This is a genomic window from Allobranchiibius huperziae, from assembly GCF_013410455.1.
Lineage (GTDB): Bacteria > Actinomycetota > Actinomycetes > Actinomycetales > Dermatophilaceae > Allobranchiibius > Allobranchiibius huperziae.
The window spans coordinates 3,261,409-3,282,912 of record NZ_JACCFW010000001.1 but is presented as its reverse complement, the minus strand read 5'-3'; the positions used below and the strand labels follow the sequence as shown (position 1 = coordinate 3,282,912).

At 70.9% G+C, this 21,504-nt stretch carries 23 protein-coding genes; 12 read left to right on the top strand and 11 right to left on the bottom strand.

Going from position 1 to position 21,504, the window contains the following annotated elements; translation table 11 throughout:
• Window positions 1-8: 8 nt before the first annotated feature.
• From HNR15_RS15620 to HNR15_RS15605, 4 genes are all read right to left on the bottom strand, one after another.
• Window positions 9-326 (bottom strand): hypothetical protein, encoded by a 318-nt coding sequence (locus tag HNR15_RS15620; protein ID WP_179483236.1) that lies wholly within the window; start codon window positions 324-326, stop codon window positions 9-11.
• Window positions 323-787 (bottom strand): SCO6045 C-terminal-like domain-containing protein, encoded by a 465-nt coding sequence (locus HNR15_RS15615; RefSeq protein WP_179483235.1) that lies wholly within the window; start codon window positions 785-787, stop codon window positions 323-325. The genes HNR15_RS15620 and HNR15_RS15615 overlap by 4 nt, the downstream gene beginning before the upstream one ends.
• A complete protein-coding gene (locus tag HNR15_RS15610) occupies window positions 771-1,652 on the bottom strand; it encodes a multinuclear nonheme iron-dependent oxidase (protein WP_218883755.1) in 882 nt (293 codons plus the stop codon). The genes HNR15_RS15615 and HNR15_RS15610 overlap by 17 nt, the downstream gene beginning before the upstream one ends.
• A 91-nt stretch (window positions 1,653-1,743) precedes the next feature.
• Window positions 1,744-3,324 carry an ABC-F family ATP-binding cassette domain-containing protein gene (locus HNR15_RS15605; protein ID WP_179483234.1) on the bottom strand — a complete coding sequence of 527 codons (1,581 nt, stop codon included), beginning with the start codon at window positions 3,322-3,324 and terminating at the stop codon, window positions 1,744-1,746.
• A 266-nt stretch (window positions 3,325-3,590) separates the two neighbouring features.
• Here HNR15_RS15605 and HNR15_RS15600 point away from each other — a divergent pair, with 266 nt between their 5' ends.
• The gene (locus HNR15_RS15600; RefSeq protein ID WP_179483233.1) at window positions 3,591-5,363 is read left to right on the top strand and encodes a long-chain-acyl-CoA synthetase; all 1,773 of its coding nucleotides are present in this window, start codon (window positions 3,591-3,593) and stop codon (window positions 5,361-5,363) included.
• Window positions 5,364-5,384: 21 nt separating this feature from the next.
• Here the strand turns inward: HNR15_RS15600 and HNR15_RS15595 are convergent, their stop codons facing one another.
• Window positions 5,385-6,080, bottom strand: a complete 696-nt coding sequence (locus tag HNR15_RS15595) for a histidine phosphatase family protein (protein ID WP_179483232.1) — start codon at window positions 6,078-6,080, stop codon at window positions 5,385-5,387.
• Window positions 6,081-6,145: 65 nt separating this feature from the next.
• Window positions 6,146-6,436: a hypothetical protein gene (locus HNR15_RS15590; protein ID WP_179483231.1), complete on the bottom strand. Its 291-nt coding sequence runs from the start codon at window positions 6,434-6,436 to the stop codon at window positions 6,146-6,148.
• 148 nt (window positions 6,437-6,584) lie between these two features.
• Between HNR15_RS15590 and HNR15_RS15585 the strand changes: the two genes are divergently transcribed.
• Window positions 6,585-7,238 carry a histidine phosphatase family protein gene (locus HNR15_RS15585; protein ID WP_179483230.1) on the top strand — a complete coding sequence of 218 codons (654 nt, stop codon included), beginning with the start codon at window positions 6,585-6,587 and terminating at the stop codon, window positions 7,236-7,238.
• A 76-nt stretch (window positions 7,239-7,314) separates the two neighbouring features.
• Here HNR15_RS15585 and rraA read toward each other — a convergent pair whose 3' ends face one another.
• The gene (rraA, locus tag HNR15_RS15580; protein WP_179483229.1) at window positions 7,315-7,791 is read right to left on the bottom strand and encodes a ribonuclease E activity regulator RraA; all 477 of its coding nucleotides are present in this window, start codon (window positions 7,789-7,791) and stop codon (window positions 7,315-7,317) included.
• A 28-nt stretch (window positions 7,792-7,819) separates the two neighbouring features.
• Here rraA and HNR15_RS15575 point away from each other — a divergent pair, with 28 nt between their 5' ends.
• The 3 genes from HNR15_RS15575 to HNR15_RS15565 all read left to right on the top strand — a co-directional run bounded on the left by HNR15_RS15575 (window position 7,820) and on the right by HNR15_RS15565 (window position 10,323).
• A complete protein-coding gene (locus HNR15_RS15575) occupies window positions 7,820-8,725 on the top strand; it encodes an alpha/beta fold hydrolase (RefSeq protein ID WP_179483228.1) in 906 nt (301 codons plus the stop codon).
• A gap of 46 nt (window positions 8,726-8,771) precedes the next feature.
• Window positions 8,772-9,299 carry a hypothetical protein gene (locus HNR15_RS15570; protein ID WP_179483227.1) on the top strand — a complete coding sequence of 176 codons (528 nt, stop codon included), beginning with the start codon at window positions 8,772-8,774 and terminating at the stop codon, window positions 9,297-9,299.
• Between the two features lie 208 nt (window positions 9,300-9,507).
• Complete coding sequence (locus HNR15_RS15565; RefSeq protein ID WP_179483226.1) at window positions 9,508-10,323, top strand: hypothetical protein; 816 nt, start codon at window positions 9,508-9,510, stop codon at window positions 10,321-10,323.
• 27 nt (window positions 10,324-10,350) lie between these two features.
• Here HNR15_RS15565 and HNR15_RS15560 read toward each other — a convergent pair whose 3' ends face one another.
• Window positions 10,351-11,184, bottom strand: coding sequence for a hypothetical protein (locus HNR15_RS15560; protein WP_179483225.1), 834 nt, complete (start codon window positions 11,182-11,184; stop codon window positions 10,351-10,353).
• 100 nt (window positions 11,185-11,284) lie between these two features.
• On the opposite strand from HNR15_RS15560, the gene HNR15_RS15555 reads away from it, so the two are divergent.
• Genes HNR15_RS15555 through HNR15_RS15545 form a run of 3 tightly spaced genes read left to right on the top strand, consistent with a single transcriptional unit; the run spans window position 11,285 to window position 14,681 of the window.
• Window positions 11,285-12,952 carry an FAD-binding dehydrogenase gene (locus HNR15_RS15555; protein ID WP_179483224.1) on the top strand — a complete coding sequence of 556 codons (1,668 nt, stop codon included), beginning with the start codon at window positions 11,285-11,287 and terminating at the stop codon, window positions 12,950-12,952.
• 28 nt (window positions 12,953-12,980) lie between these two features.
• Window positions 12,981-14,165, top strand: coding sequence for an AI-2E family transporter (locus HNR15_RS15550; RefSeq protein WP_179483223.1), 1,185 nt, complete (start codon window positions 12,981-12,983; stop codon window positions 14,163-14,165).
• A gap of 3 nt (window positions 14,166-14,168) precedes the next feature.
• Window positions 14,169-14,681: an NUDIX domain-containing protein gene (locus HNR15_RS15545; protein WP_179483222.1), complete on the top strand. Its 513-nt coding sequence runs from the start codon at window positions 14,169-14,171 to the stop codon at window positions 14,679-14,681.
• A 25-nt stretch (window positions 14,682-14,706) separates the two neighbouring features.
• Here the strand turns inward: HNR15_RS15545 and HNR15_RS15540 are convergent, their stop codons facing one another.
• Window positions 14,707-15,684, bottom strand: coding sequence for an NAD(P)H-quinone oxidoreductase (locus HNR15_RS15540; protein WP_179483221.1), 978 nt, complete (start codon window positions 15,682-15,684; stop codon window positions 14,707-14,709).
• Window positions 15,681-16,253 carry a molybdenum cofactor guanylyltransferase gene (gene mobA / locus HNR15_RS15535; protein WP_179483220.1) on the bottom strand — a complete coding sequence of 191 codons (573 nt, stop codon included), beginning with the start codon at window positions 16,251-16,253 and terminating at the stop codon, window positions 15,681-15,683. Before mobA ends, HNR15_RS15540 begins: the two co-directional genes overlap by 4 nt.
• A gap of 120 nt (window positions 16,254-16,373) precedes the next feature.
• Here mobA and HNR15_RS15530 point away from each other — a divergent pair, with 120 nt between their 5' ends.
• Window positions 16,374-16,841: an SRPBCC family protein gene (locus tag HNR15_RS15530; protein WP_218883754.1), complete on the top strand. Its 468-nt coding sequence runs from the start codon at window positions 16,374-16,376 to the stop codon at window positions 16,839-16,841.
• A 56-nt stretch (window positions 16,842-16,897) separates the two neighbouring features.
• Window positions 16,898-17,266 carry a DUF427 domain-containing protein gene (locus tag HNR15_RS15525; RefSeq protein WP_179483218.1) on the top strand — a complete coding sequence of 123 codons (369 nt, stop codon included), beginning with the start codon at window positions 16,898-16,900 and terminating at the stop codon, window positions 17,264-17,266.
• Window positions 17,267-17,354: 88 nt separating this feature from the next.
• On the opposite strand, the gene HNR15_RS15520 is transcribed toward HNR15_RS15525, so the two are convergent.
• Complete coding sequence (locus HNR15_RS15520; protein WP_343048561.1) at window positions 17,355-18,122, bottom strand: IclR family transcriptional regulator; 768 nt, start codon at window positions 18,120-18,122, stop codon at window positions 17,355-17,357.
• 112 nt (window positions 18,123-18,234) lie between these two features.
• Here HNR15_RS15520 and hutH point away from each other — a divergent pair, with 112 nt between their 5' ends.
• Window positions 18,235-19,794, top strand: coding sequence for a histidine ammonia-lyase (gene hutH, locus HNR15_RS15515; RefSeq protein WP_179483216.1), 1,560 nt, complete (start codon window positions 18,235-18,237; stop codon window positions 19,792-19,794).
• A 52-nt stretch (window positions 19,795-19,846) separates the two neighbouring features.
• Window positions 19,847-21,502, top strand: coding sequence for a urocanate hydratase (hutU, locus tag HNR15_RS15510; RefSeq protein ID WP_179483215.1), 1,656 nt, complete (start codon window positions 19,847-19,849; stop codon window positions 21,500-21,502).
• Window positions 21,503-21,504 lie beyond the last annotated feature (2 nt).

Genomic DNA, 21,504 nt, shown 5'->3' with positions numbered 1-21,504 from the left:
GGTGCGGATCAGCTGCTGCCACAGGAAGATCCGCCGCCACCGCAGGAGGAGCCACCTCCGCACGAGCTCGAGGAGCAGGAGTTCGACGAGCACGAGCTGGAGGAGCAAGAGTGGTGGCTGCCGCCGCCGTGGTGCGATCCGCCGTCCACGAAGCCGGCACCGCTCGTGCCGGTGTCCGTCCACCGGCGGCCCCGAGCGGGGCCTGGGGGCGCCTTCTTCCTGCCGGCCGCGACGTTCTTGGCCACCACGACCAGGATCACCACGAACACGACGATCACGGCCATGGAGATCAGCGTGATGAAACCTCCGACGATCAGAGCAGTCATTCGAATCCCCCCGGATGACGGCGCGGGCGCGCCGGAAGTGACAGTCGCCAGACCTGGCGGCCCAGCCCGATGAGTATCGTGCGCCGACCGCGAATCTGGGCGATAGTCGCGCGTTTTCGTGACGCGTGCACATCTGCGACCCGTAGCCACTCGCGTTCGGGCGGGCCGAGGTCCGGCGCGACCCGCAGCCACCGGGTGAAATCCGACAGCTGCGTGTGCGCGCATCCCTGCGCGGGATGGGAGCCGGCGTACTGCGCGAACCGCGCCCGCCAGCCGGGCAGTTCGGTGAGCTCGGGGCACCCGTCCGCGACGTCGTCGGCGCGTTTGCCGAGCAGGATGCGCGACGTATGCCGTGCTGCGACCTGCCCGAATCCCTGAGGCGCCTCACCGCGCAACAGCGCGGCCGTCACCTCGTGCTGCCTGCCGCGCAGGGCGGCACGCTGCTCATCGAGCGAGCGCACGCGCGGCCCCGTCCTCGACCGCCCGGTCGATCGCCTCCAGGTCCGCGAGCACAGCGGCTGTCCTGATGTCGCTGTCACGTTCGAGCAGCACTCCGGGGCGGCGCCCGTCCGTGCGCCGGCGCACGGCCGCTGCGACGAACGCGCTCAGCATATCGAGCACCTCAGGCACGACGGCGGCCGCGTGGGCGTCCAGGTACAACCCGTCGCGGTGTTCGCCACCGGCGATGTGCACGTAAGCGACCCGGTCGAGCGGGAAGCGGGCGAGCTCGGCGTACGGGTCCCGGCCCTGGGCGATCGCGCTGGAGTAGAGGTTGGCGATGTCGAGCACCAGGAGGACGCCGGTGCGGTCGGTGAGCTCGGTCAGGAACTCCGGTTCGTCGTACTCGTCCTCCGGCCACGAGAGCAGGGCGGCGATGTTCTCCAGGGCGAGCGGCACGGGCAGAACCCGTTGTGCAGCCTCGACATTGGCGACCAGGACGTCGAGGCCGTCCCTGGTCCGTGCCGGTGGCATCAGGTGCCCCGCTTCCAGCACGTCGCCGTGCAGCGGATCCGCGGTGGAGGCCGCGCGGACGAACGCCACGTGCTCGCTGACGATCGGCGCGTCGAACGCGACGGCGAGCTCGGCGAGCCGCTCCAGCGACTCCCCCCGGGGCGCGTCGGCGCCGGCCAGCCCGAGGGTGACGCCGTGCGGGACGACGGTGGTGCCGGCGTCGCGCAGCGCTCGCAGCTGCGCCGGGATCGCCCGCGGGTCGATGTTCTCCGCGACCACCTCGGTGAAGGCGAGCGACCCCGCCCGACGTAGCCCCAGCAGAGCCCGCGCGATCGGAGGCCGCCACGCGATCGCCGTACCGCTCAGCTCGTCCACGTCAGCCCCCTTCGGTCGCGTCGTGGGTGCACAGTACGACGGGTCTGCGGCTCGTGCGGCTCCATCGACGACGCGGTTCGGGCAGTTCGTTTCAGGGCAGGTGCGTCACCCGACCCGTCCAGCGCGCCCGCAGCCAGCGGTCGTGCGAGGCGAGGACGACCGTCGCGGGGGTGTCCTGCAGGGCGGACTCGAGATCGTCGACGAGTTGCAGCGAGAGGTGATTGGTGGGTTCGTCGAGCAGCAGCAGGTCCGGCTGAGTGGCGATGAGGCCGGCGAGCTCGACCCGGCGTACCTGCCCGATGCTGAGGGTCAGCAACGGCACGTTCAGCAGCCGAGGGTGCAGAAGGCCCAGATCCCGCAACGGGATCGACGGTTCCTGCGTCTCGTACATCTGAAGCGGCGTCAGGTCCGGGTCCGGCAGGCTCACGTCCTGGGCGAGCAGCCCGATCCGGGCGGCGTGGACGTCCACCACGCCCTGGTCGGCGGGGATGGTCCCGGCGAGCACTGCGAGCAGGGTCGACTTGCCGGCGCCGTTGCGACCGCTGACGAGCAGCTTGCCGCCCGGATCGACGTCGAGTCGAGCGATGTGCAGCCGTCCGCGGACCGTCACGTCGCGCAGCCGCACCCGGCCCGCGGTCGTCGTGTCGAAGCGACCGGCGAAGCGGATCGGTAGCGGCGGCTTGGGGATCCGCTCCCGTTCGAGCGACTCGATGCGGCGCTCGGCCTGCTGTCGTCGCCGGCTGACGGTGGCCTGGACCCGCGCTCCCTTGAAGCCGTAGATGAACTTGTCGCCGTCCCGCGGGCCGCGGTCGTGCGCGACGTCGGCCTCGACCGTCCGAGCGGCCTGGCGCAGCCCGCGGAGCTCTTCCTGCTGCGCCTCGTACCGCTCCTGCCATCGGATGCGGGCAGCGCGCTGGAGCGATCGGTACGCCGTGTAGTCGCCCGCGTGCATCCGGCCACCCTCGCCGTCGGTGCCGAAGTGCGACGGGTCCAGATCGAGGGTGCTGGTGCACACGGCGTCCAGGAAGACCCGGTCGTGACTGGCGACGAGGACAGCGCCCGCGGCTTCGCGCAGCTGGCTCTGCAGGAACGCCAGTCCTTTGTCGTCCAGGTGGTTGGTCGGCTCGTCCAGCAGCAGTGCGTCGGGCCTGCGGGTGAGCAGCGCGGCCAGCGCGAGTCGGGTGCGCTGGCCTCCGGAGAGGCTGCCGACCGCGCGACCGGGGTCGATGGCGGCCAGACCGAGACGGGCCGCCGCGAGGGTCGCGCGCCGGTCGGCGTCCCACGCGTCGTGCGACCGGACCCAGGCCAGTGCCTCGTCGTACGCCGCGGCGGTCACCGGATCCTTGCCGCTCAGCCCCTCCGCGGCGGCCTGCAGCTCGGCCACGCCGCGGTGGAGCGGAGCCAGCGCCTCGTGCAGCACCTCACCCACGCGCGCGTCCGGAGGGAGGCCGGTGTCCTGGGCGAGGAAGCCGAGATCGGCCGGACGCTGCACGGAGCCGGCGAAATCGTCATCGGCGCCTGCGGCGATACGCAGCAATGTCGACTTGCCCGACCCGTTCTCACCGATCAGCCCGACCCGGGCGCCCGGTGGCACGGACGCGGTGATGCCGGGCAGGACGACGCGGTCGGGGTACGTCTTGACGATGTCGTTCAGCAGGAGCGGGGAGGCCAAGAGAGATGCCCTTCGGGGCGATGGGACTCGGTGCTCGCCGGGCAGCGGCCGCGGGCGCGAGCGGGAAGGGACTCACAGCTTCATGATGAGCACCACGGTCCCAGCGCTGAACCCGCCGCCGCAACCGGATATCCGGCCCCGGCCGGGCGCCGCATCGGACTTCGACTGTCCGAAGCGGCTCGCTATGGCACAGTGATCCAGCTAACATCGCTTAGGTTACTGATCCGTAACCTGCACTGTGCCCCCGCGTCTCGCGAAGGAATTTCATGAGCACCACCACTCGTCAGCGTGTCACCCTCCTCGACTTCGCCAAGGGCAGCCTGCGCGCGCTCCCCGAGCTGCGCCACACCATCACCAAGGGTCCGGGCCTGACCCTCAAGCCGACCGCCGTGATGTCCATCGGCTCGGTCTTCCAGGACGAGGCGGCGGCGCACCCGGACCGCCCGTTCCTCAAGGGCGGCGACCGCGTCGTGACCTACGGCGAGGCGAACGCGCAGATCAACCGGTACGCGTACACCCTGATCGGCGAGGGCGTGCAGCGCGGCGACGTGGTCGGCCTGATGGCCGCCAACGACATCGAGAACCTGCTGGTGATGCTGGCGGTCGTGAAGCTCGGCGCGGTGGCGGGACTGCTCAACTACAACCAGCGCGGCGAGGTGCTCGCGCACAGCATCGGCATCCTCGGGGCGCGCGTGGTCGTCATCGGCGACGACCTGCGCGACGACCTCGCGACCGCCGGCGACATCGTCGACTCCCAGCACGTGATGACGATGTCGGAGTTGAAGCAGATGTCGGCCGGCGCCTCCAGCGACGACCCCAAGGTCACCGCCCAGATCGTCGCCAACGAACGCGCGTACTTCATCTTCACCTCGGGCACCACCGGCATGCCGAAGGCATCGGTGATGAGCCACTTCCGCTGGCTGAAGTCGTACGGCGGCCTGGGCGCGCTCGGCGTCCGGCTGAACGGCGAGGACACGCTCTACTGCTCCCTGCCGCTCTACCACAACAACTCCGTGACGGTCGCCCTCGGCGCCGTCCTGCACGGGGGTGCGGCCATGGCGGTCGCGCCGAAGTTCTCGGCCAGCAGGTTCTGGGACGACGTACGCCACTACGACGCAACGTCGTTCGTCTACATCGGCGAGCTGTGCCGATACCTGCTCGCCCAGAAGCCGTCCCCGGACGACACCCGGCACAACATCCGCGTCATCGTCGGGAACGGTCTGCGCGCTGACATCTGGAAGGAGTTCCAGGAGCGCTTCGCGATCAAGCGCATCGCCGAGTTCTACGGCGCCAGCGAGTGCAACATCGCCTTCATCAACGCGCTCGACGTCGACGAGACGGCCGGCATGTGCCCGCTGCCGCACAAGGTGGTGGCCTACGACAACGAGACCGGCGAGCCGCGTCGTAACGCGCGCGGCCGCCTCGAGACGGTGCGGGTCGGCGAGGTCGGGCTGCTCCTGGCGAAGGTGACCGACCGGCAGCCGTTCGACGGCTACACCGACGACGACGCGTCCGAGCGCAAGCTGGTGCGCAACGGGTTCAAGAGCGGCGACTGCTGGTTCAACACCGGCGACCTGGTGCGCAAGCAGGGCATGCAGCACGTGGCCTTCGTCGACCGGGTCGGCGACACCTTCCGTTGGAAGGGTGAGAACGTCGCTACCACCCAGGTCGAGGCGGCGCTCGGGCACGCGCACGACGTCGAGGACTGCTCGGTCTACGGTGTCGAGGTGCCGGGCACCGACGGCAAGGCCGGTATGGCCGCCGTGCAGCTCGTCGAGGGCGCGAGCTTCGATGGGCGGGCGATGGCCGACCACCTGATCGACAGCCTCCCGCCGTACGCCGTGCCGCTCTTCATCCGGTTGGTTGCGTCCCTGGAGCACACCAGCACCTTCAAGAGCCGCAAGGTCGAGCTGCGCGACCAGGGATTCCAGGACGCCGGCGAGGACGAGGTCTACGTGCTCGGCAAGGCGGAGTACGTGCCGCTCTACGACGGGTACTCCGACGAGGTCGCGGCAGGCAAGGCGCCCAAGCTGCGCTGATCGCGTGCGCTCGACGCGTCGTCAACGGTGGGTGAGCAGCCGGGCGATCTCGAGGTGGCTGATCTCGTTGAAGGTCAGTAGGTGCGGGCCCGACCTGTCGATCTGCAGGCGGGTCACACCGGTGTTGTAGCCGGCCATCGACAGCTCGCGCCAGGTCGGGTCCGTCTGGCCGCCGAGCAGTCGTGTGACCACCCAGGCGATGACGCCGATCGAGGACACGACGAGCACGCGCTCACCCTCCTCCACGGACGCCGCCAGCCCGTCGAGCGCGCCCGCGACCCGGTCGGTGAACGCCGCGAAGGTCTCGCGGTAGTCGCCGTCGTGCTCCCCTCCCGCCCAGCGCAGGATCGCGTTGACGAACATGTCCTCGAACGCGGCGCGCGGCCGCAGGGTGCGGACCATGTCGGCCTTCAGGACCAGCATGTTGCGGTAGGCCGGCTTGTAGCCGGTGATGACCTCGACGTGGTCCAGTTCGTTCCAGGCCGGGTCGCTGTCGACCTCGAGGTCCTCCAGCTGGGCGCCGGCCATGATCTCGGCGACGGTCTGCTGGTGGCGCTTCATCGACCCGCAGACGATCCGGTCCGGGCGGAACTCCCGCCGCTCGAAGGACTCGCCCAGCGCCCGTGCCTGCTGGCGCCCGATTGGGGAGAGCTGGTCGTAGTCGGCCTTGCCGAACGACGCCTGCCCGTGGCGGACCAGGAAGACCGAGCGCGTCATACGGCAGATGATGACATCGGGCACGCGGCCATCGCCGCAGACACCCGGGTGCCGCTGAGCGCGGGTCAGATGCGGCGCAGCGACCCGTCGGCGGTCACGGTGTAGCGCAGGACGGCGGAGCTCTCGAGGTTCTGCGCGGGCAGCGAGGTGGGCGTGACCGAGGAGGCGGCCCGGTCCGACGACGCCGGCACGTAGCGGTAGCCGGTGGCGACCCCGGCGGCGTGTGCAGTGCCGGGCATCGCGGAGATACCGACGACGGCGACGCCGGCGCCGGCGGCGACGGCGGCAAGGGTGCGGCGCAGCCGGTTGAACGAGAGGGAAGTGGTGGTGGCGCCTGCGGCGGGAGAAGTGTTCATGGGCAGAGGTTGGCGGCGCAGTCTGTGGGGTTGCTGTGCCGTTCCGGTGACGCGGGGATGATGCCGACTTCGTTGTCGGTCAACGAGATCGAACTGACCAAGGCGGTCCGCACTCGGCCGGATCCGGCTCGCCTGCGACGATGAGCGCATGCGGTTGATGCTGGTGCGGCACGGACAGACCCCCGCGAACGTCGAGCGTTCCCTGGACACCTTTCTCCCCGGACCCGGCCTGACCGATCTCGGCGCTCGCCAGGCGGAGGCCCTGGTCGAGGCGCTGGCCGGTCAGGACGTGCAGGCAGTCTTCGCCTCCGAGGCCACCCGCGCCCAGCTCACCGCGCAGCCGCTGGCGGCAGCCCGCGGCCTCCCGGTCCAGGTGCTGCCCGGCGTGTTCGAGGTGCAGGCGGGCGCCCTCGAGCGGCGTACCGACGAGACCAGCATCACGGCCTACATCACGACGCTGCAGCTGTGGCGCGACGGCGATCTGGACGCGTCCACACCCGGTGGTGAGGACGGTCACCAGATGCTCAAACGCGTTGATGCGGCGGTTGGTTCGGTCTGCGACCGTGGCCTGGAGTCTGCCGTCCTGGTGAGCCACGGCGCGCTCATCCGCACCTGGTCGGGCCTGCGTTGCACGGGCACCGGCGACCTGGCGGCGGAGCCGCTGGACAACACCGGCATCGTCACCCTGGAGGGCGACCAGAGCTCCGGCTGGCGACTCGTCTCGTGGCAGAAGACCCCGGCGGGCGGCCTGGTGGACGACCTGCCCGACACCGCCGAGGCCGACCCGACCGGCGCCGGCTGACGACTTTCCCGTCGGTTGTCAGCGGGTAGGAGGCGTCGGCGCCACAGATCCGCTGACAACCGCGCGCATCGGGCCATCAGCTCCGCGTGACGAGGATTCCGTCGTCGTCGCTCCACAGCTGCGCGCCGGGGTGGAACGTGATGCCACCGAACGACACCGGCACGTCGACCTCGCCGGCACCGGTCTTGGAGCTCTTGCGGGGATTGCTGCCGAGCGCCTTGACCCCCAGATCGAGCGACCGCAGCGCCACTACGTCGCGCACGCAGCCGTGCAGGATCACGCCGGCCCAGCCGTTCTCGACCGCGGATCCGGCGATGAGATCGCCCATCAGGGCGGTACGCAGCGAGCCCACGCCGTCGACGATCAGCACCTTGTCCTCGCCCGGCGACGCCAGCGTCGACTTCACCAGGGCGTTGTCCTCCAGGCACCGGATCGTCACCACGGTGCCGGTGAACGCCGCCCGACCGCCGTACTGGCGCAGCTGCAGCTCGCACGAGTCGAGCTCCGCGCCACGCTCATCGAAAAGATCTGCGGTGCAGGTGACTTCGGTCATGCGGGGAGTATGCCGCTTAGATGGGACCGTGACGGGCAGCGACGACTATGTGGATCTCGACGGCACGCGGGTGCATTACGAACGGCATGAGGGGCCCGCGGACGGGCCGGCATTCGTGCTCGTGCACGGTCTCGGCGGCTCGCTCGACAACTGGGGAGCGGTGGCGCCGATGCTCGCCGCGCGGGGCACGGTGCTCAGCCTCGACCTCGGTGGTTTCGGCCTGACCCAGGTGCATCCCCGCGACGCCGCGGTCCCCGCGAATCTGGCGCTGCTGCAACGGTTCACGGCGAAGATGGTCGGTCGGCCGGCGATCGTCGCGGGCAACTCGATGGGTGGCCTGCTCGCCGCCCAGCTCACCGCGCGTGACCCCGGTGCCGTCGCGGGCGCCGTCCTGATCGACCCGGCCATCCCGCTGGTCTTCCGGGGATACCCGCATCGCGACGTCGTGAGGGACTTCGCGATGACCACCCTGCCCGGCCTGTCCCGGATCGCCGCCAAGCGGCTCGCGGCCAGCACCGTGCGGGACGAGGTGGAGCGCACCATCCGCATGGTGACCACCCGGTACGACGACATCGACCCGGAGCTGATCGAGCGGCACGTGCGCCTGTCCGAACGCCGCATGTCGCAACGCGGCGCGGGCGCGAGTTTCGAGGTCGCAGGCCGGTCGTTGCTGACCATGCTCGGCCACCGCAAGCGCTACTACAGCGTCGTCGGCAGGATCGCGAAGCCCGTGCTGCTGCTGCACGGCGACCACGACAAGCTCATCAATGTGCGCTCGGCCCGCGCCCTCGCCAAGCGCAACCCGTCCTGGACCTACGTGGAAGGCGAAGGCATAGGGCACACACCGATGTTCGATTTTCCGGACTGGACCGCCGGCCAGATCCTGACCTGGCTGGACGCCCGCCCTGGGCTGGGGGCGCCCGCCGGGGCCTGAGGCCGCGGATTTGGCCGCGCACGACGCGTCTGTGCACAGTGGAGGCATGTCCCGATCCCTGCGACGCACCATCGCTGTGCCTTCCCTCCCCCTCGCCGCCATCGCCGGAACGCTGGCTCTGTCCGCGTGCAACGACGGCGGCAGCACCGCCGCGAGCAGCTCGGCGGTCGCGACGAGCTCGACTTCGTCGTCGGCCCCGAGCCCGAGCCCGAGCAGCTCCTCCACCACCACCCCCAGCCCCACCTCGACGGCCAACACCGCCCTCAGCAAGGCGTGCGTGACCTCGACCGCGCGCGTCGCCGCCGCCACCATCCGGTGGAATGCCGCCCTGCTGACCAAGAAGTCCAGCGTGATCCGGCCGGCCGCCGAGAACTACCGCACCACGGCCGCCGCGGTCCGCACGACGACCAAGAGCGCGGCGGACAAGACCTACACCGCGCACATCGGCGCGGTCTCCAAGGACATGGAGACGCTGGCCGACCTGAGCTCCGCGGGCAAGACCGCCTCCGGAGCCGCGCTCAACCGCGACAGCAAGGCCCTCGTCAGCTACTGCCAGGGCAAGGTCGTCAGCTGACCACGAGCCCTGCGTCAGCAGGGCGGGGACCGATGGGCGTATAACATGTTTCCCTGGAAAAAGTCTGGTATCGGGGTCTGACCAGGGCCATGATGTCGAGCACCGGCACCAGGAGCCGACGCTCGTCGACCCCCGACCTCCCGACATGTCCCACCCCGAACATCACGGGTGGCCGCCCGCCGGCCCAACCCCTGATGGAGGTCATGTCATGAACCGTTTCCTGTTGATCGGCGCCGTCGCCGGTCTGTCCGTCGCCGGGACCAGCGCAGTCGCGTGGGCTGCCGGGGATGGCGGCGCTGCAGGTGCACATCACCAGCCGGCCGGGCGAGCGCACCCGGCTGTGGTCGCGCAACCCGTGGACAACACCGTCGAGTCGAAGTTCACGCCGATCGTACCGTGTCGCGCGGCGGACACCCGCTACGGCGGCGGTCCGCTCGCCGCGAACACCACCCGCAACTTCCGCGTGGTCGGTACGACCAGCTTCGCCTCGCAGGGTGGGTCATCGACCGGGTGCGGAGTGCCGGCCAACGCGACCGCCGTGGCCACCACGATCACTACGCTCGCCACCCACAACGGCTACCTGAAGGCGTGGTCGTACGGCACGTCCGCGCCCGCGACCTCGTACATGAACTTCGGCACCAGCTTCGCGGCCTCGAGCGGCGGAGTGATCCCGCTCGCACACTCCAGCTTCGCGTCGATCCGGAGCAGTGTCAGCAACACCGGCGTCATCCTGGACATCACCGGCTACTACGTCGAGCCGTTGCGCGCCAAGATCAACTTCGACGGCACCCTCGACCCCACCGCGGCGAACCGGGTGACTGCCACCCAGCACCTCGCGACCGGGCAGTACGAGATCGACTTCGACCGCAAGGTATCCGGGTGCGATTACGCCGTCACGCCCTTCTACGTGGGTTACACGGTCGGGGCGCAGCCTCGCTCCGGGAACGCCGACGGGGTGTTCGTCTATGCCGAGTCCGGCACGTCGTTCGCCGATGTCCCGTTCTACCTGACGGTCACCTGCTGAGGACGTGACGGTCGGCCGGCGCCTCGGTCAGGAGCGGTCAGGGTCCACCTGCTCCGCCTGCGCCACGCGCTCCTGCGCCACGCGCTCCTGCGCCGTACGCCGGTCGGCCTCCGCCCGCTGCAGCGTGGCCTTGGCGTCGCGCACCGCCGAGCGGGCCTCGTCCAGCCGGGCCTGGGCCCGGTCGACCGCCTGCTGGGCCGCCTCGATGGCATCCTCGGTACGTTCCAGGCGGGCCTGTTCGCGCGCCGACCGAGCGGCGGCGGCCCGGCGCGCGGCGTCCTGCTGGGCCGTCCTGCGCCGGTCGTCGTCCGATGCCGCCTCGTCCCCGTCGGGCGCGTCCTCGCCCCTGCCTCCCTGCAGCAACGTCAGCGGAGTCGCGAGCGCGTCGGACAGGTCGACCTCTCCGAATCCGCTGTAGCTGAGGGCCGTCACCAGCGCGCCGCTCTCGACGGCCCGGCCCGCCTGCGGATCGGCGAGCGCGGCCGTGAAGGTGGCGCGCAGTTGCTCTTGGACGGCCGACGTCACAGACGACTCCTCGGCGCAGGCACGCTCGGTGAGGTCGTCGATCAGCTGGTGACGCTCGACGCCCAGGGTCTTCATGGCCGATGCGTCCAGCTGCGACTGCGCGGCCCGCAGCCGTTCGCCGAGGGAGGCCAGCTCGCCGAGATCGCCCGACGCGCTCAGCCGGTTGATCAGGTGCGCGGCGGCGCTCGGTCGGCGCAGCGCCTTGATCTGCTTGGCGAGGTCGGGGTCCTGCGCCTTCTTCGCTGCAGCGACCAGCGCGTCGCGGGAGCGCACGAAGTCCGCCGGCGGCCCGGCGTACAGCTGGGCGACCGCGTCAGGAAGGGTCGGGGCGGCCACGCACCCATCTTGGCGCTTCCGGGCGGCCGCCCGGGCATCTTCGGGCACGGACGCGGCCCGAAACGGGGAACCGGCGACACGCGCGACGTAGGTTTGCGGCATGGATGCTGATGTCATCGTCGTCGGTGCCGGACTCGCGGGCCTGGTGGCCGCCGGTGAGCTGGTCGAGGCCGGCAAGCGGGTGGCCGTCGTCGAGCAGGAGAACGCCGCCAACCTGGGCGGGCAGGCCTGGTGGTCGTTCGGAGGGCTCTTCCTGATCGACACTCCCGAGCAGCGTCGGATGGGCGTGCACGACTCGGCCGACCTGGCCTGGCAGGACTGGCAGGGCAGCGCCGCGTTCGACCGGCTGGGCGATGAGGACTCCTGGGCGCAGAAGTGGGCCCGCGCGTACGTCGACTTCGCCGCCGGCGAGAAGCGCTCCTGGCTGAAGGACAAGGGCATGGGCTGGCTGGCGCTGGTCGGCTGGGCCGAGCGCGGCGACGGGCGCGCGGACGGGCACGGCAACTCGGTGCCTCGTTTCCACATCACCTGGGGCACGGGAACCGGCGTGGTGAAACCGTTCGTCGACGCGGCCCTGCAAGCCGCCGAGGCCGGGCGGCTCACCTTCCACCACCGGCACCGGGTGACCGAGCTGGTCACGCAGGGCGGGGCGGTGACCGGCGTACGCGGCGACGTGCTCGCGCCCGACGACGCCCCACGCGGTGCTCCCAGCAGCAGGGAGGTCGTCGGCGATTTCGAGCTCACCGCGCAGGCCGTCGTGGTCACGACCGGCGGCATCGGCGGCAACCACGACATGGTTCGGGAGTGGTGGCCGCAGCGGCTCGGGACCGCGCCGAAGCACATGCTGACCGGCGTGCCGGCGTACGTCGACGGCGCGATGATCAAGGTCGCCGAGGATGCTGGCGCCCGCACCGTCAACCGCGACCGGATGTGGCACTACACCGAGGGCATCGCCAACTACGCGCCCGTCTGGCCCCAGCACGCGATCCGCATCCTGCCCGGCCCCTCGCCGATGTGGTTCGACGCCCTCGGGCGGCGGCTGCCGATGCCCTGCTGGCCGGGTTTCGACACGCTGTCCACCTTGCGGCACCTGCGTACGACGCCCGACCTCGCCGAGCACGACCACTCCTGGTTCATCGTCACCCAGAAGATCATCGCCAAGGAGTTCGGCCTGTCCGGCTCCGAGCAGAACCCCGACATCACCGACCGCGACCTGCGCGCGCTGGCCTCCCGGGTCACCTCCGCGGCACCGCCGCCGGTGCAGGCCTTCATGGACAAGGGGCCGGACTTCGTGGTGGCCGACGGGCTGCGCGAGCTGGTCGACGGAATGAACAAGCTCACCGACGAGCCGCTGCTGGAGCACGACCTGATCGAGCGGCAGTTGGTGGCGCGCGACCGCGAGGTGGCGAACAAGTACGCCAAGGACGCGCAGGTCACCGCCATCAACGCCGCTCGCCGGTACCGCGGCGACCGGCTCGCGCGAGTGGCCGCTCCGCACCGCATCCTCGACCCGGCCGCGGGACCTCTGATCGGCATCAAGCTGCACATCCTCACCCGCAAGTCGCTCGGCGGCATCCAGACCGACCTCTCCTCACGTGCGCTCGGGCACGACGGCGCTCCCGTGCCGGGCCTGTACGCCGCGGGCGAGGCGGCCGGTTTCGGGGGCGGCGGGGTGCACGGGTACAACTCCCTGGAGGGCACCTTCCTCGGCGGGTGCATCTTCTCCGGCCGCGCCGCCGGGCGCGCCGCGGCGGCTGCCGTCGGGTGACGGGGCCACTGCGTGGGATGCTCCCGCTATGACGACGCGCTGGGCCCCGCCGTGGGCGCACGGTGACGGGGAGGCGCCCCGGACCGCCGAGCCCGAGGGAGTCGCCGAGCGGTTGACCGACGGTGCGTCCGGTGCGGGCGACGGCCCCAAACGGCCCATCGACGACGTCAGCTTCGGCGTGCAGGTCGCCGCCTGGTGGTCACTGTGCGTGCTGCTGATCCTGGCCGCGATCACCGCGATCGGCGCGCTGCTCACGCACGTCTACCTCGTCACCGTGACGATCGCCATCGCGGTGATGCTGTGCGCGCTGCTCGAGCCCGCCGTGCGCGTCCTGCGCAGGATCGGACTGCCCCGCCCACTGGCCGCGTTCCTGGTCTTCGTGCTCGGGATCGCCGCCATCTCGTTCCTGACCTGGTACGCGCTCTCGCAGATCGCGGACGCCAAGGACGTGCTGGTCAATCAGGTGCAGGACGCCGCGGTGACCATCCGGCACTGGCTCGTCTACGGGCCGCTGCACGTCGCGCCCAAGCAGGCGGACAAGTACACGACCAACCTCGGCGACACCCTGGCTCAGAACCAGGGCAACATCCTCTCCGGGGTCGCGTCGCAGGCGAGTGGGGCCCTCGGCATCCTCTCCGGTGCGGTGCTCTGCCTCTTCGCGACGCTCTTCATGCTGCTGGACAACGGCTCGATGTGGCGCTGGGTGGTCCGGCTTGCCCCCGTCCACAGCCGCGGCCACGTCGCGACCGCCGGCGCGGCCGCGTGGAGCACGCTCACGGCGTACATGCGTAGCCTCGTGATCCTCGGCGGCCTCAACGCCCTGGCGATGGTGCCCGCGATGTGGATCGCCGGGCTGCCGCTCGTGGCGCCGCTCGCCGTACTGATCTTCCTCGGCTCGCTCGTGCCGCTCATCGGGGTCATCGTCGCGGGAGTGATCGTCTGCCTCATCGCCCTGGTCACCAAGGGAGTGGCGACCGCGATCGTGATGGCGGTGGTCCTGGTGCTCATCGTGCAGCTCTTCGGCAACATCGTGAACCCCATCATCCTGGGCAAGGCCGTCGACCTGCACCCGCTCGCCATCCTGGTGACCGTCACGGCGGGCACGCTGCTCGCCGGGGCGTTCGGCGCCTTCGTGGCCGTGCCGCTGGTGGCGGTGCTGAACAACGGGATCAAGGCGATCCGCAACAGTCGCGAGCCCGAACAGAGGGCCTGATCGATGTCGCACGCGCATCCCGGGCCGTTGCGGCGATTGGCGCTGCGTGCGTACCGCGTGCTGCCGGCCGGACCCAGTCACGTCGTGACGCGGGCGGTGCTGCCGTCGTGGGGGTTCGGCGCGGTCGCACTCATCGAGTACGACGGTCGGGTGCTCGCGCTGCGCCAGACCCATCGCATCGGGCTGTCGCTGCCGGGCGGTCACATCGACCGTGGCGAGCACCCCAGCGAGGCGGTCGTGCGGGAGGTGTGGGAGGAGACCGGCCTGCGGATCACGCCCGGTGACGCGTTCGCGACCGTCTTCGACCCCCGCACGCGCATCGCCGACGTCATCTACCGGGTGCGATGCGACCGGGAGCCGAAGGTGCGGGTCGCGAGCGAGGCCGTCGGCTACGAGTGGGTCGACCCGGAGAACTGGCCGCAGGGCGAGGCGGACGAGTCCACCGAGCGGATCCTCCAAGGGGCCCTCCGGGCGCGTACGACGCCGCAACCGGGCGGCCTGGTCGCGGACGACTGAGCCACCCCTCCGCTCGACAGAGGCGTCAGGTCGTGAGCAGGACCTTGCCGATGTGGCTGGACTCGCCGAGGATCCGGTGCGCCCGCGCCGCCTCGGCCAGCGGCAGCCGCTCGTGCACGATGGGCCGCACACGACCGTCGGCGATGAGCGGCCAGACCTGCGCGCGGACGTCGGCCACGATCTTCGCCTTCTCGTCGCGCGGTCGCGCACGCAGACCGGTGGCGGTCACGGTGCCCCACTTGCGCAGCAGCGCGCCGAGGTCGAGCTCGCCCTTGGCACCGCCGAGCATGCCGATGGTCACCAGGCGGCCGTGCGGGGCGAGCGCTTCGACGTTCTGGGGGAGATACTTGGCGCCGATGCCGTCGAGGATCACGTCGGCGCCGTGGCCGTCGGTCGCGGCATCCAGTTCGTCCACGAAGTCCTGATCGCGGTAGTTGATGAGGATGTCCGCGCCGAGCGCGCGGCACGCGGCCAGCTTGTCCGGTGAGCCGGCTGTGGTGGCCACCCGCGCACCGAACGCATGTCCCAGCTGGATCGCCATCGTGCCGATGCCGCTCGAACCACCGTGCACGAGAAGAGTTTCGGCTCTCTTCAGCCCTGCGACCATGAAGACGTTGGACCACACGGTGCAGACCACCTCCGGCAGAGCGGCGGCGTCGACCAGGCTCACCCCGGCCGGAACGGGCAGCAGCTGGCCGACCGGGACGATGACCCGCTCGGCGTACCCGCCTCCCGCGAGCAGCGCGCAGACCTCGTCCCCGACCTGCCAGCCCCCGACCCCGTCGCCGAGCTCGGCGATGCGCCCGCTCACCTCGAGCCCGACGATCTCGGACTCGCCGGGCGGCGGCGGGTAGAAACCCTGGCGCTGCATCAGGTCGGCGCGGTTGATGCCCGCGGCGGCAACCTCGACGACGACCTCGCCGCGGCCGGGGGTGGGGTCGGGTACGTCGGCGAGGGTCATGACGTCTTCGTCGCCGAATTTCGGGAGGGTGATGGCCTTCATCCTTCGACCGTAGTCGGGGCGTCGGGCGGCCCCGCGAGGTCCTGCGGGGTGTCCACGTCGTGGGCCGCGGCGTCGTCCACGTCGTACGCCGAGCAGCGCAGCCGACGGGCCCAGCTCATCAGGGACGCGCCGACCGGGTCCGGCGGCAGGGCGACCCGTGCCGGTTCGGTCCGACCCGCCAGCAGCAACGGCTGCGGCCGTCCGTCCGGGGTCCGCGCGAGGACGGCGTCGACGTCGTGCGGCGCGTGCGACAGCTGGTCGGAGAGCGCGACGGCTGCGCGGGCGGCGTACGGCATGTCACCGCCGAGGAGGACGAAGGTCGGCGTTGCGACGTCAGCGAGCCCGGCAGCCAGGGCTGAGAGGGGCCCCGCGAACGCCGGTTCTTCGCGCACCCAGGTGGTGTCCCGGAACGTCCTGCGCGGCGGGCCGACCGCCACGATCGGCCAGGTGCCGGGCAGCGCGTCGAGCAGATGGTCCAGCAGCGGCCGCCCCTGCAGCGGCGCGCGGGTCTTGTCGGACCCGAAGCGGGACGATCGCCCGCCGCACAGCACGATCGCCGTCGGTTGCATGCACCCAGTCTGTGCCTCTCCCCCCGGGGCCGACATATGTTGCCTGTGGCGCGCGGCCGCGCTCAGGAGTTGTCATGCCACGCGGAAGGGGAGGACGACGTGATCGGTGACCGTTGGGGCGTGACCGCTACGGAGGTCGCACGGCCCTTCCCCTGCGACGCCGAGGTGCCCGACCCCGTGCTGCGGGCCTGGCGCGGCGTGACCGTGGATGCGCCCGTCGAGCGGGTCTGGCCGTGGATCGGGCAGATCAGGCTGGCGCCCTACTCCTACGACTGGATCGACAACGCCGGTCGCCGATCGCCCGACCGGTTGAGCGATCTGCCACCGCCGGTGGTCGGGGATCCGTTCACCGCGGTGGCCGGACGGCCGCAGGGGCGGGTCCTGTCCGTCGCGAACGGCGAGCAGTTGACCGCCCAGATCATGGGCGCGGTGATGTCGTACGCCCTCGTGCCGGTCGACGGGTCGACCCGGCTGCTGCTCAAGGTGGTGATGGCACGGGGCCGGCTGATCGCGCCGCTCGTGTCCGTGGGCGACCTGGTGATGGCGCGCCGCCAACTGCTCAATCTCAAGAGGCTCGCCGAATCGTGACACGGGACGGGTCTAGCGTCGACGGTGTCAGCAGTTCTCATGAGAGGGAGCGCGCCATGCCCGATGTCCTGATCCCCGGCCCGGACCACCCCATCACCGTCGAACCGACCACCCGCCACGTCGTCGTCCGCGTAGGGGACACCGTGGTGGCAGACACCCGGTCGGCCCTCGTGCTGCAGGAGTCGACCTACCCGGCGGCCTACTACCTGCCGCCCAGCGACGTGGACCCGCTGTTGCTGCGCGCGAGCGAGACCACCAGCCACTGCCCGTACAAGGGGGATGCGACCTACCGCGACATCGAGACCGACACCGGCACGGTGCACGACGCGATCTGGGTCTACGAGCACCCGCACGACGCAGTCGCCGCGATCGAGGGGCACATGGCCTTCTACCCCGACAAGGTGGAGCTCACGGTCGAGGACTGAGCAGGCCGTCGAGTGGCATACATACCCGTCGAGCGGCGTAGGTATGAGTGCGCCACTCGAAACATGTGTATGCCACTCGAGGGGAGGGTCAGGGGCGGTGGCCGAGGCGGTGGGACAGATCTGCTGCTGCTCGTACCGTCGATGCCGCCAGCCCGTCGACCGTCTCGCCGGCGAGGCTGTCGTGCGGATAGGTGACGGCGACTCCGGCGACGGGGTGCGCGTTGTGGTCGAGCACGGCGGCCGCGACGGAGGCGAACCCCCTGGTCACCGAGTCCTTCTCGACCGCGTAGCCGCGCTGCCGCACCTGGGCGAGCTCCGAGCGCAACGCCGTCAGTGACGTCGCCCCGCGTGCCGCTCGCTGCACGAACGCCGCACGGTCGGGGTAGAGAGCGCGTACCTGGGCCGCCGGGAGAGCGGCCAGCATGGCCAGCCCCGAGGCCGTCAACTGGGCGGGCAGCCGCACGCCCACATCGGTCACCAGCGAAGGACGGCCAGGAGCGCGCTCCTCGATGACGTAGAGCACGTCACGACCGTGCAGCACCACGAGGTGCGCCGTGTGCGTCGTGGTGTCGACCAGGCGGGTGAGCGCCACGCGGGCGATGCGCTGCAACGGCGCCTGCCGGTTGTAGGCCGACCCCAGCTCGAACGCCGAAACGCCGAGCCCCCAGCGTTTCTCCTCACTCAGATGCGTGACGAAACCGCGCTGGCGAAGAGTGGCGAGCAGGTGGTACGTCGTGGAGCGGGGGAGGCCGACCTCGCGCGCGATCGTGGCCGCGGGCACCGGCTCCGCATGCCCCGCCATCGCCTGCAGGATCGCCAGCACCTGCCCGGCTGCCAGTGCGTTGTCGGCGGTCACGGTCGCGGGGGGCCTCTCAGGCGGCGGGTGTCGACGGCTATGTCTCGGATCCGAGACACCATATGCCCTCCGGTCGTAGTGCTCACCACCGCGAGCGCGGTGCAATGGGGGCATGACGGACACCGCAGTCGAGCAGGACACCCAGAACGTGGTGGAGGTCGGCATCGGTCCGCTCACCATCGAGCAGGTCGTCGACGTGGCGCGAGGGGGCGCGGCCATCCGCCTCAGCGAGGAGTCGCTCGCCGAGGTGCGCGCCAGCCGATCCATCATCGACCGGCTGGCCGACGACACCATCCCGCACTACGGCATCTCCACCGGTTTCGGCGCGCTGGCGACCAAGCACATCCCGCTGGAGCAGCGCAGACAGTTGCAGCGCAGCCTGATCCGCTCACATGCGGCGGGATCCGGGCCCGAGGTCGAGCGTGAGGTCGTGCGCGCCACGATGCTGCTGCGCATCTCCACACTCGCCACGGGCCGCACCGGCATCCGCGAGGAGACGCTGACGGCGTACGTCGCGATGCTGAACGCCGGGATCACTCCGGTCGTGCACGAGTACGGCTCCCTCGGCTGCTCCGGTGACCTCGCGCCCCTGGCGCACTGCGCGCTCGCCCTGATGGGCGAGGGTCCGGTGCGCGATGCCGCCGGCAACGTCAAGGACGCCGGCGAGGCGCTCGCCGAGGCCGGCATCGATCCGGTCGAGCTGCAGGAGAAGGAGGGGTTGGCGCTCATCAACGGCACCGACGGGATGCTCGGGATGCTGTGCATGGCGATCGTCGACCTGCGCCTCCTGCTCACCACCGTCGACATCTCCGCCGCGATGAGCGTCGAGGGGCTGCTCGGCACCGACGACGTCTTCGCCGCCGACCTGCACGCGCTCCGTCCCCACACCGGGCAGGAGCTCAGCGCCGCGAACCTGCGGATCGTGCTCGCCGACAGCGAGATCCGCGAGAGCCACCGCGACCCGGCGGCGTGCACGAGGGTCCAGGACGCGTACTCGCTGCGCTGCGCACCGCAGGTGGCCGGGGCTGCGCGCGACACCCTGGCGCACGCCGAGCTGATCGCCTCCCGTGAGCTCGCCGCTGCCGTCGACAACCCGGTCGTGACGATCGACGGCCGGGTGGAGTCCAACGGCAACTTCCACGGCGCACCGGTCGCCTACGTGCTCGACTTCCTCGCGATCGTGATCGCCGACGTCGCGTCGATGAGCGAACGGCGCACCGACCGCTTCCTGGACCCGGCGCGCAACGCCGGCCTGCACGCGTTCCTCGCCGACGACCCCGGCGTGGACTCGGGTTACATGATCGCCCAGTACACCCAGGCGGCGATCGTCTCCGAGCTGAAACGGCTCGCGTCACCGGCCAGCGTCGACTCGATCCCGTCGAGCGCGATGCAGGAGGACCACGTGTCGATGGGGTGGTCCGCGGGCCGCAAGCTGCGGCGCTCGCTCGACGGCCTCACCCGGGTGCTCGCCATCGAGATGCTCACGGCCGCACGGGGAATCGCGCTGCGTGCACCTCTCACATCCTCGCCCGGTACGGCGGCCGTCGTTCGCGCGTTGCCCGGGCCCGGTCCCGACCGTTTCCTCGCCCCCGACATCGAGGCCGCGGTGCAGCTGGTGGGCTCCGGCGACGCGGTGCGGCACGCTGAGGGCGTCGTCGGGAGACTCGCGTGACACCCCACGAAGCAACAACCATGAGGTACATCCACACGGCACGGAGGAAATGATGGAAGGCGCACGCCCGGTCCGCGCACCTCGCGGCACGACTCTCTCCGCACGGTCCTGGTCGACCGAGGCACCCATGCGGATGCTGATGAACAACCTCGACCCGGAGGTCGCCGAACGCCCCGACGACCTGGTCGTCTACGGCGGCACCGGCCGCGCCGCCCGCGACTGGCGGTCCTTCGACGCCATCGTGCGCACCCTGCAGACACTGCGCGAGGACGAGACCATGCTCGTGCAGTCCGGCCGACCGGTCGGGGTCATGCAGACCCACGAGTGGGCGCCGCGCGTGCTCATCGCCAACTCCAACCTCGTCCCCGACTGGGCGACCTGGCCGGAGTTCCGTCGCCTGGAGCACCTCGGCCTCACGATGTACGGGCAGATGACCGCGGGATCCTGGATCTACATCGGCACCCAGGGCATCGTCCAGGGCACCTACGAGACCTTCGCGGCGGTGGCCGAGAAGCGTTTCGGCGGCACCCTGGCGGGCACGCTCACCTTGACCGGTGGCTGCGGTGGGATGGGTGGCGCTCAACCACTGGCTGTCACATTGAACGACGGTGTGTGTCTGATCGTCGACGTCGACGAGACGCGGCTGCGACGCCGCGTGGATCACCGCTACCTCGACGAGGTCGCCGACGACCTCGACGACGCGGTCGCGAAGGCGTTGGCCGCTAAGCGAGCCCGCCGTGCGTACTCCGTGGGCGTGGTGGGCAACGCGGCTGTGGTCTTCCCTGAGCTGCTCCGTCGCGGAGTGGAGATCGACATCGTCACCGACCAGACGAGCGCTCACGACCCGCTCTCCTACCTCCCGGACGACGTCGAACTCGGCGACTGGCACGACTACGCCGACAAGAAGCCCGAGGACTTCACCGACCGAGCCCGCGCGTCGATGGCGCGCCAGGTCAAGGCCATGGTGGAGTTCCAGGACGCGGGCGCCGAGGTCTTCGACTACGGCAACTCGATCCGCGACGAGGCCCGACTCGGCGGGTACGACCGGGCGTTCGAGTTCCCGGGTTTCGTGCCGGCGTACATCCGGCCGCTGTTCTGCGAGGGCAAGGGCCCGTTCCGCTGGGTCGCGCTCAGCGGCGACCCGAAGGACATCTACGCGACCGACAAGGCCGTGATGGACCTCTTCCCCGACAACGACCGCCTGCAGAAGTGGATGCGCGGCGCGAAGGAGAAGATCGCCTTCCAGGGGCTGCCCGCGCGGATCTGCTGGCTGGGGTACGGCGAGCGCGACAAGGCGGGCCTCGCCATCAACGACCTCGTCGCCAGTGGTGAGGTGTCTGCGCCGATCGTCATCGGTCGCGACCACCTCGACTGCGGCTCGGTCGCGTCGCCCTATCGCGAAACCGAAGCGATGGCAGACGGATCCGACGCGATCGCCGACTGGCCGCTGCTCAACGCGATGGTCAACACCGCGTCCGGTGCCAGCTGGGTGTCCATCCACCACGGTGGCGGCGTCGGGATCGGCCGTTCGCAGCACGCCGGTCAGGTGACCGTCGCCGACGGCACCGCGCTGGCTGCCGAGAAGCTGCGCCGGGTGCTGACCAACGACCCGGGCATGGGCGTCATCCGGCACGTCGATGCGGGCTACGGCCGAGCGGAAGAGGTCGCGCAGGCCCGCGGCGTGCGCGTGCCGATGCGCGAGGGCTGAGC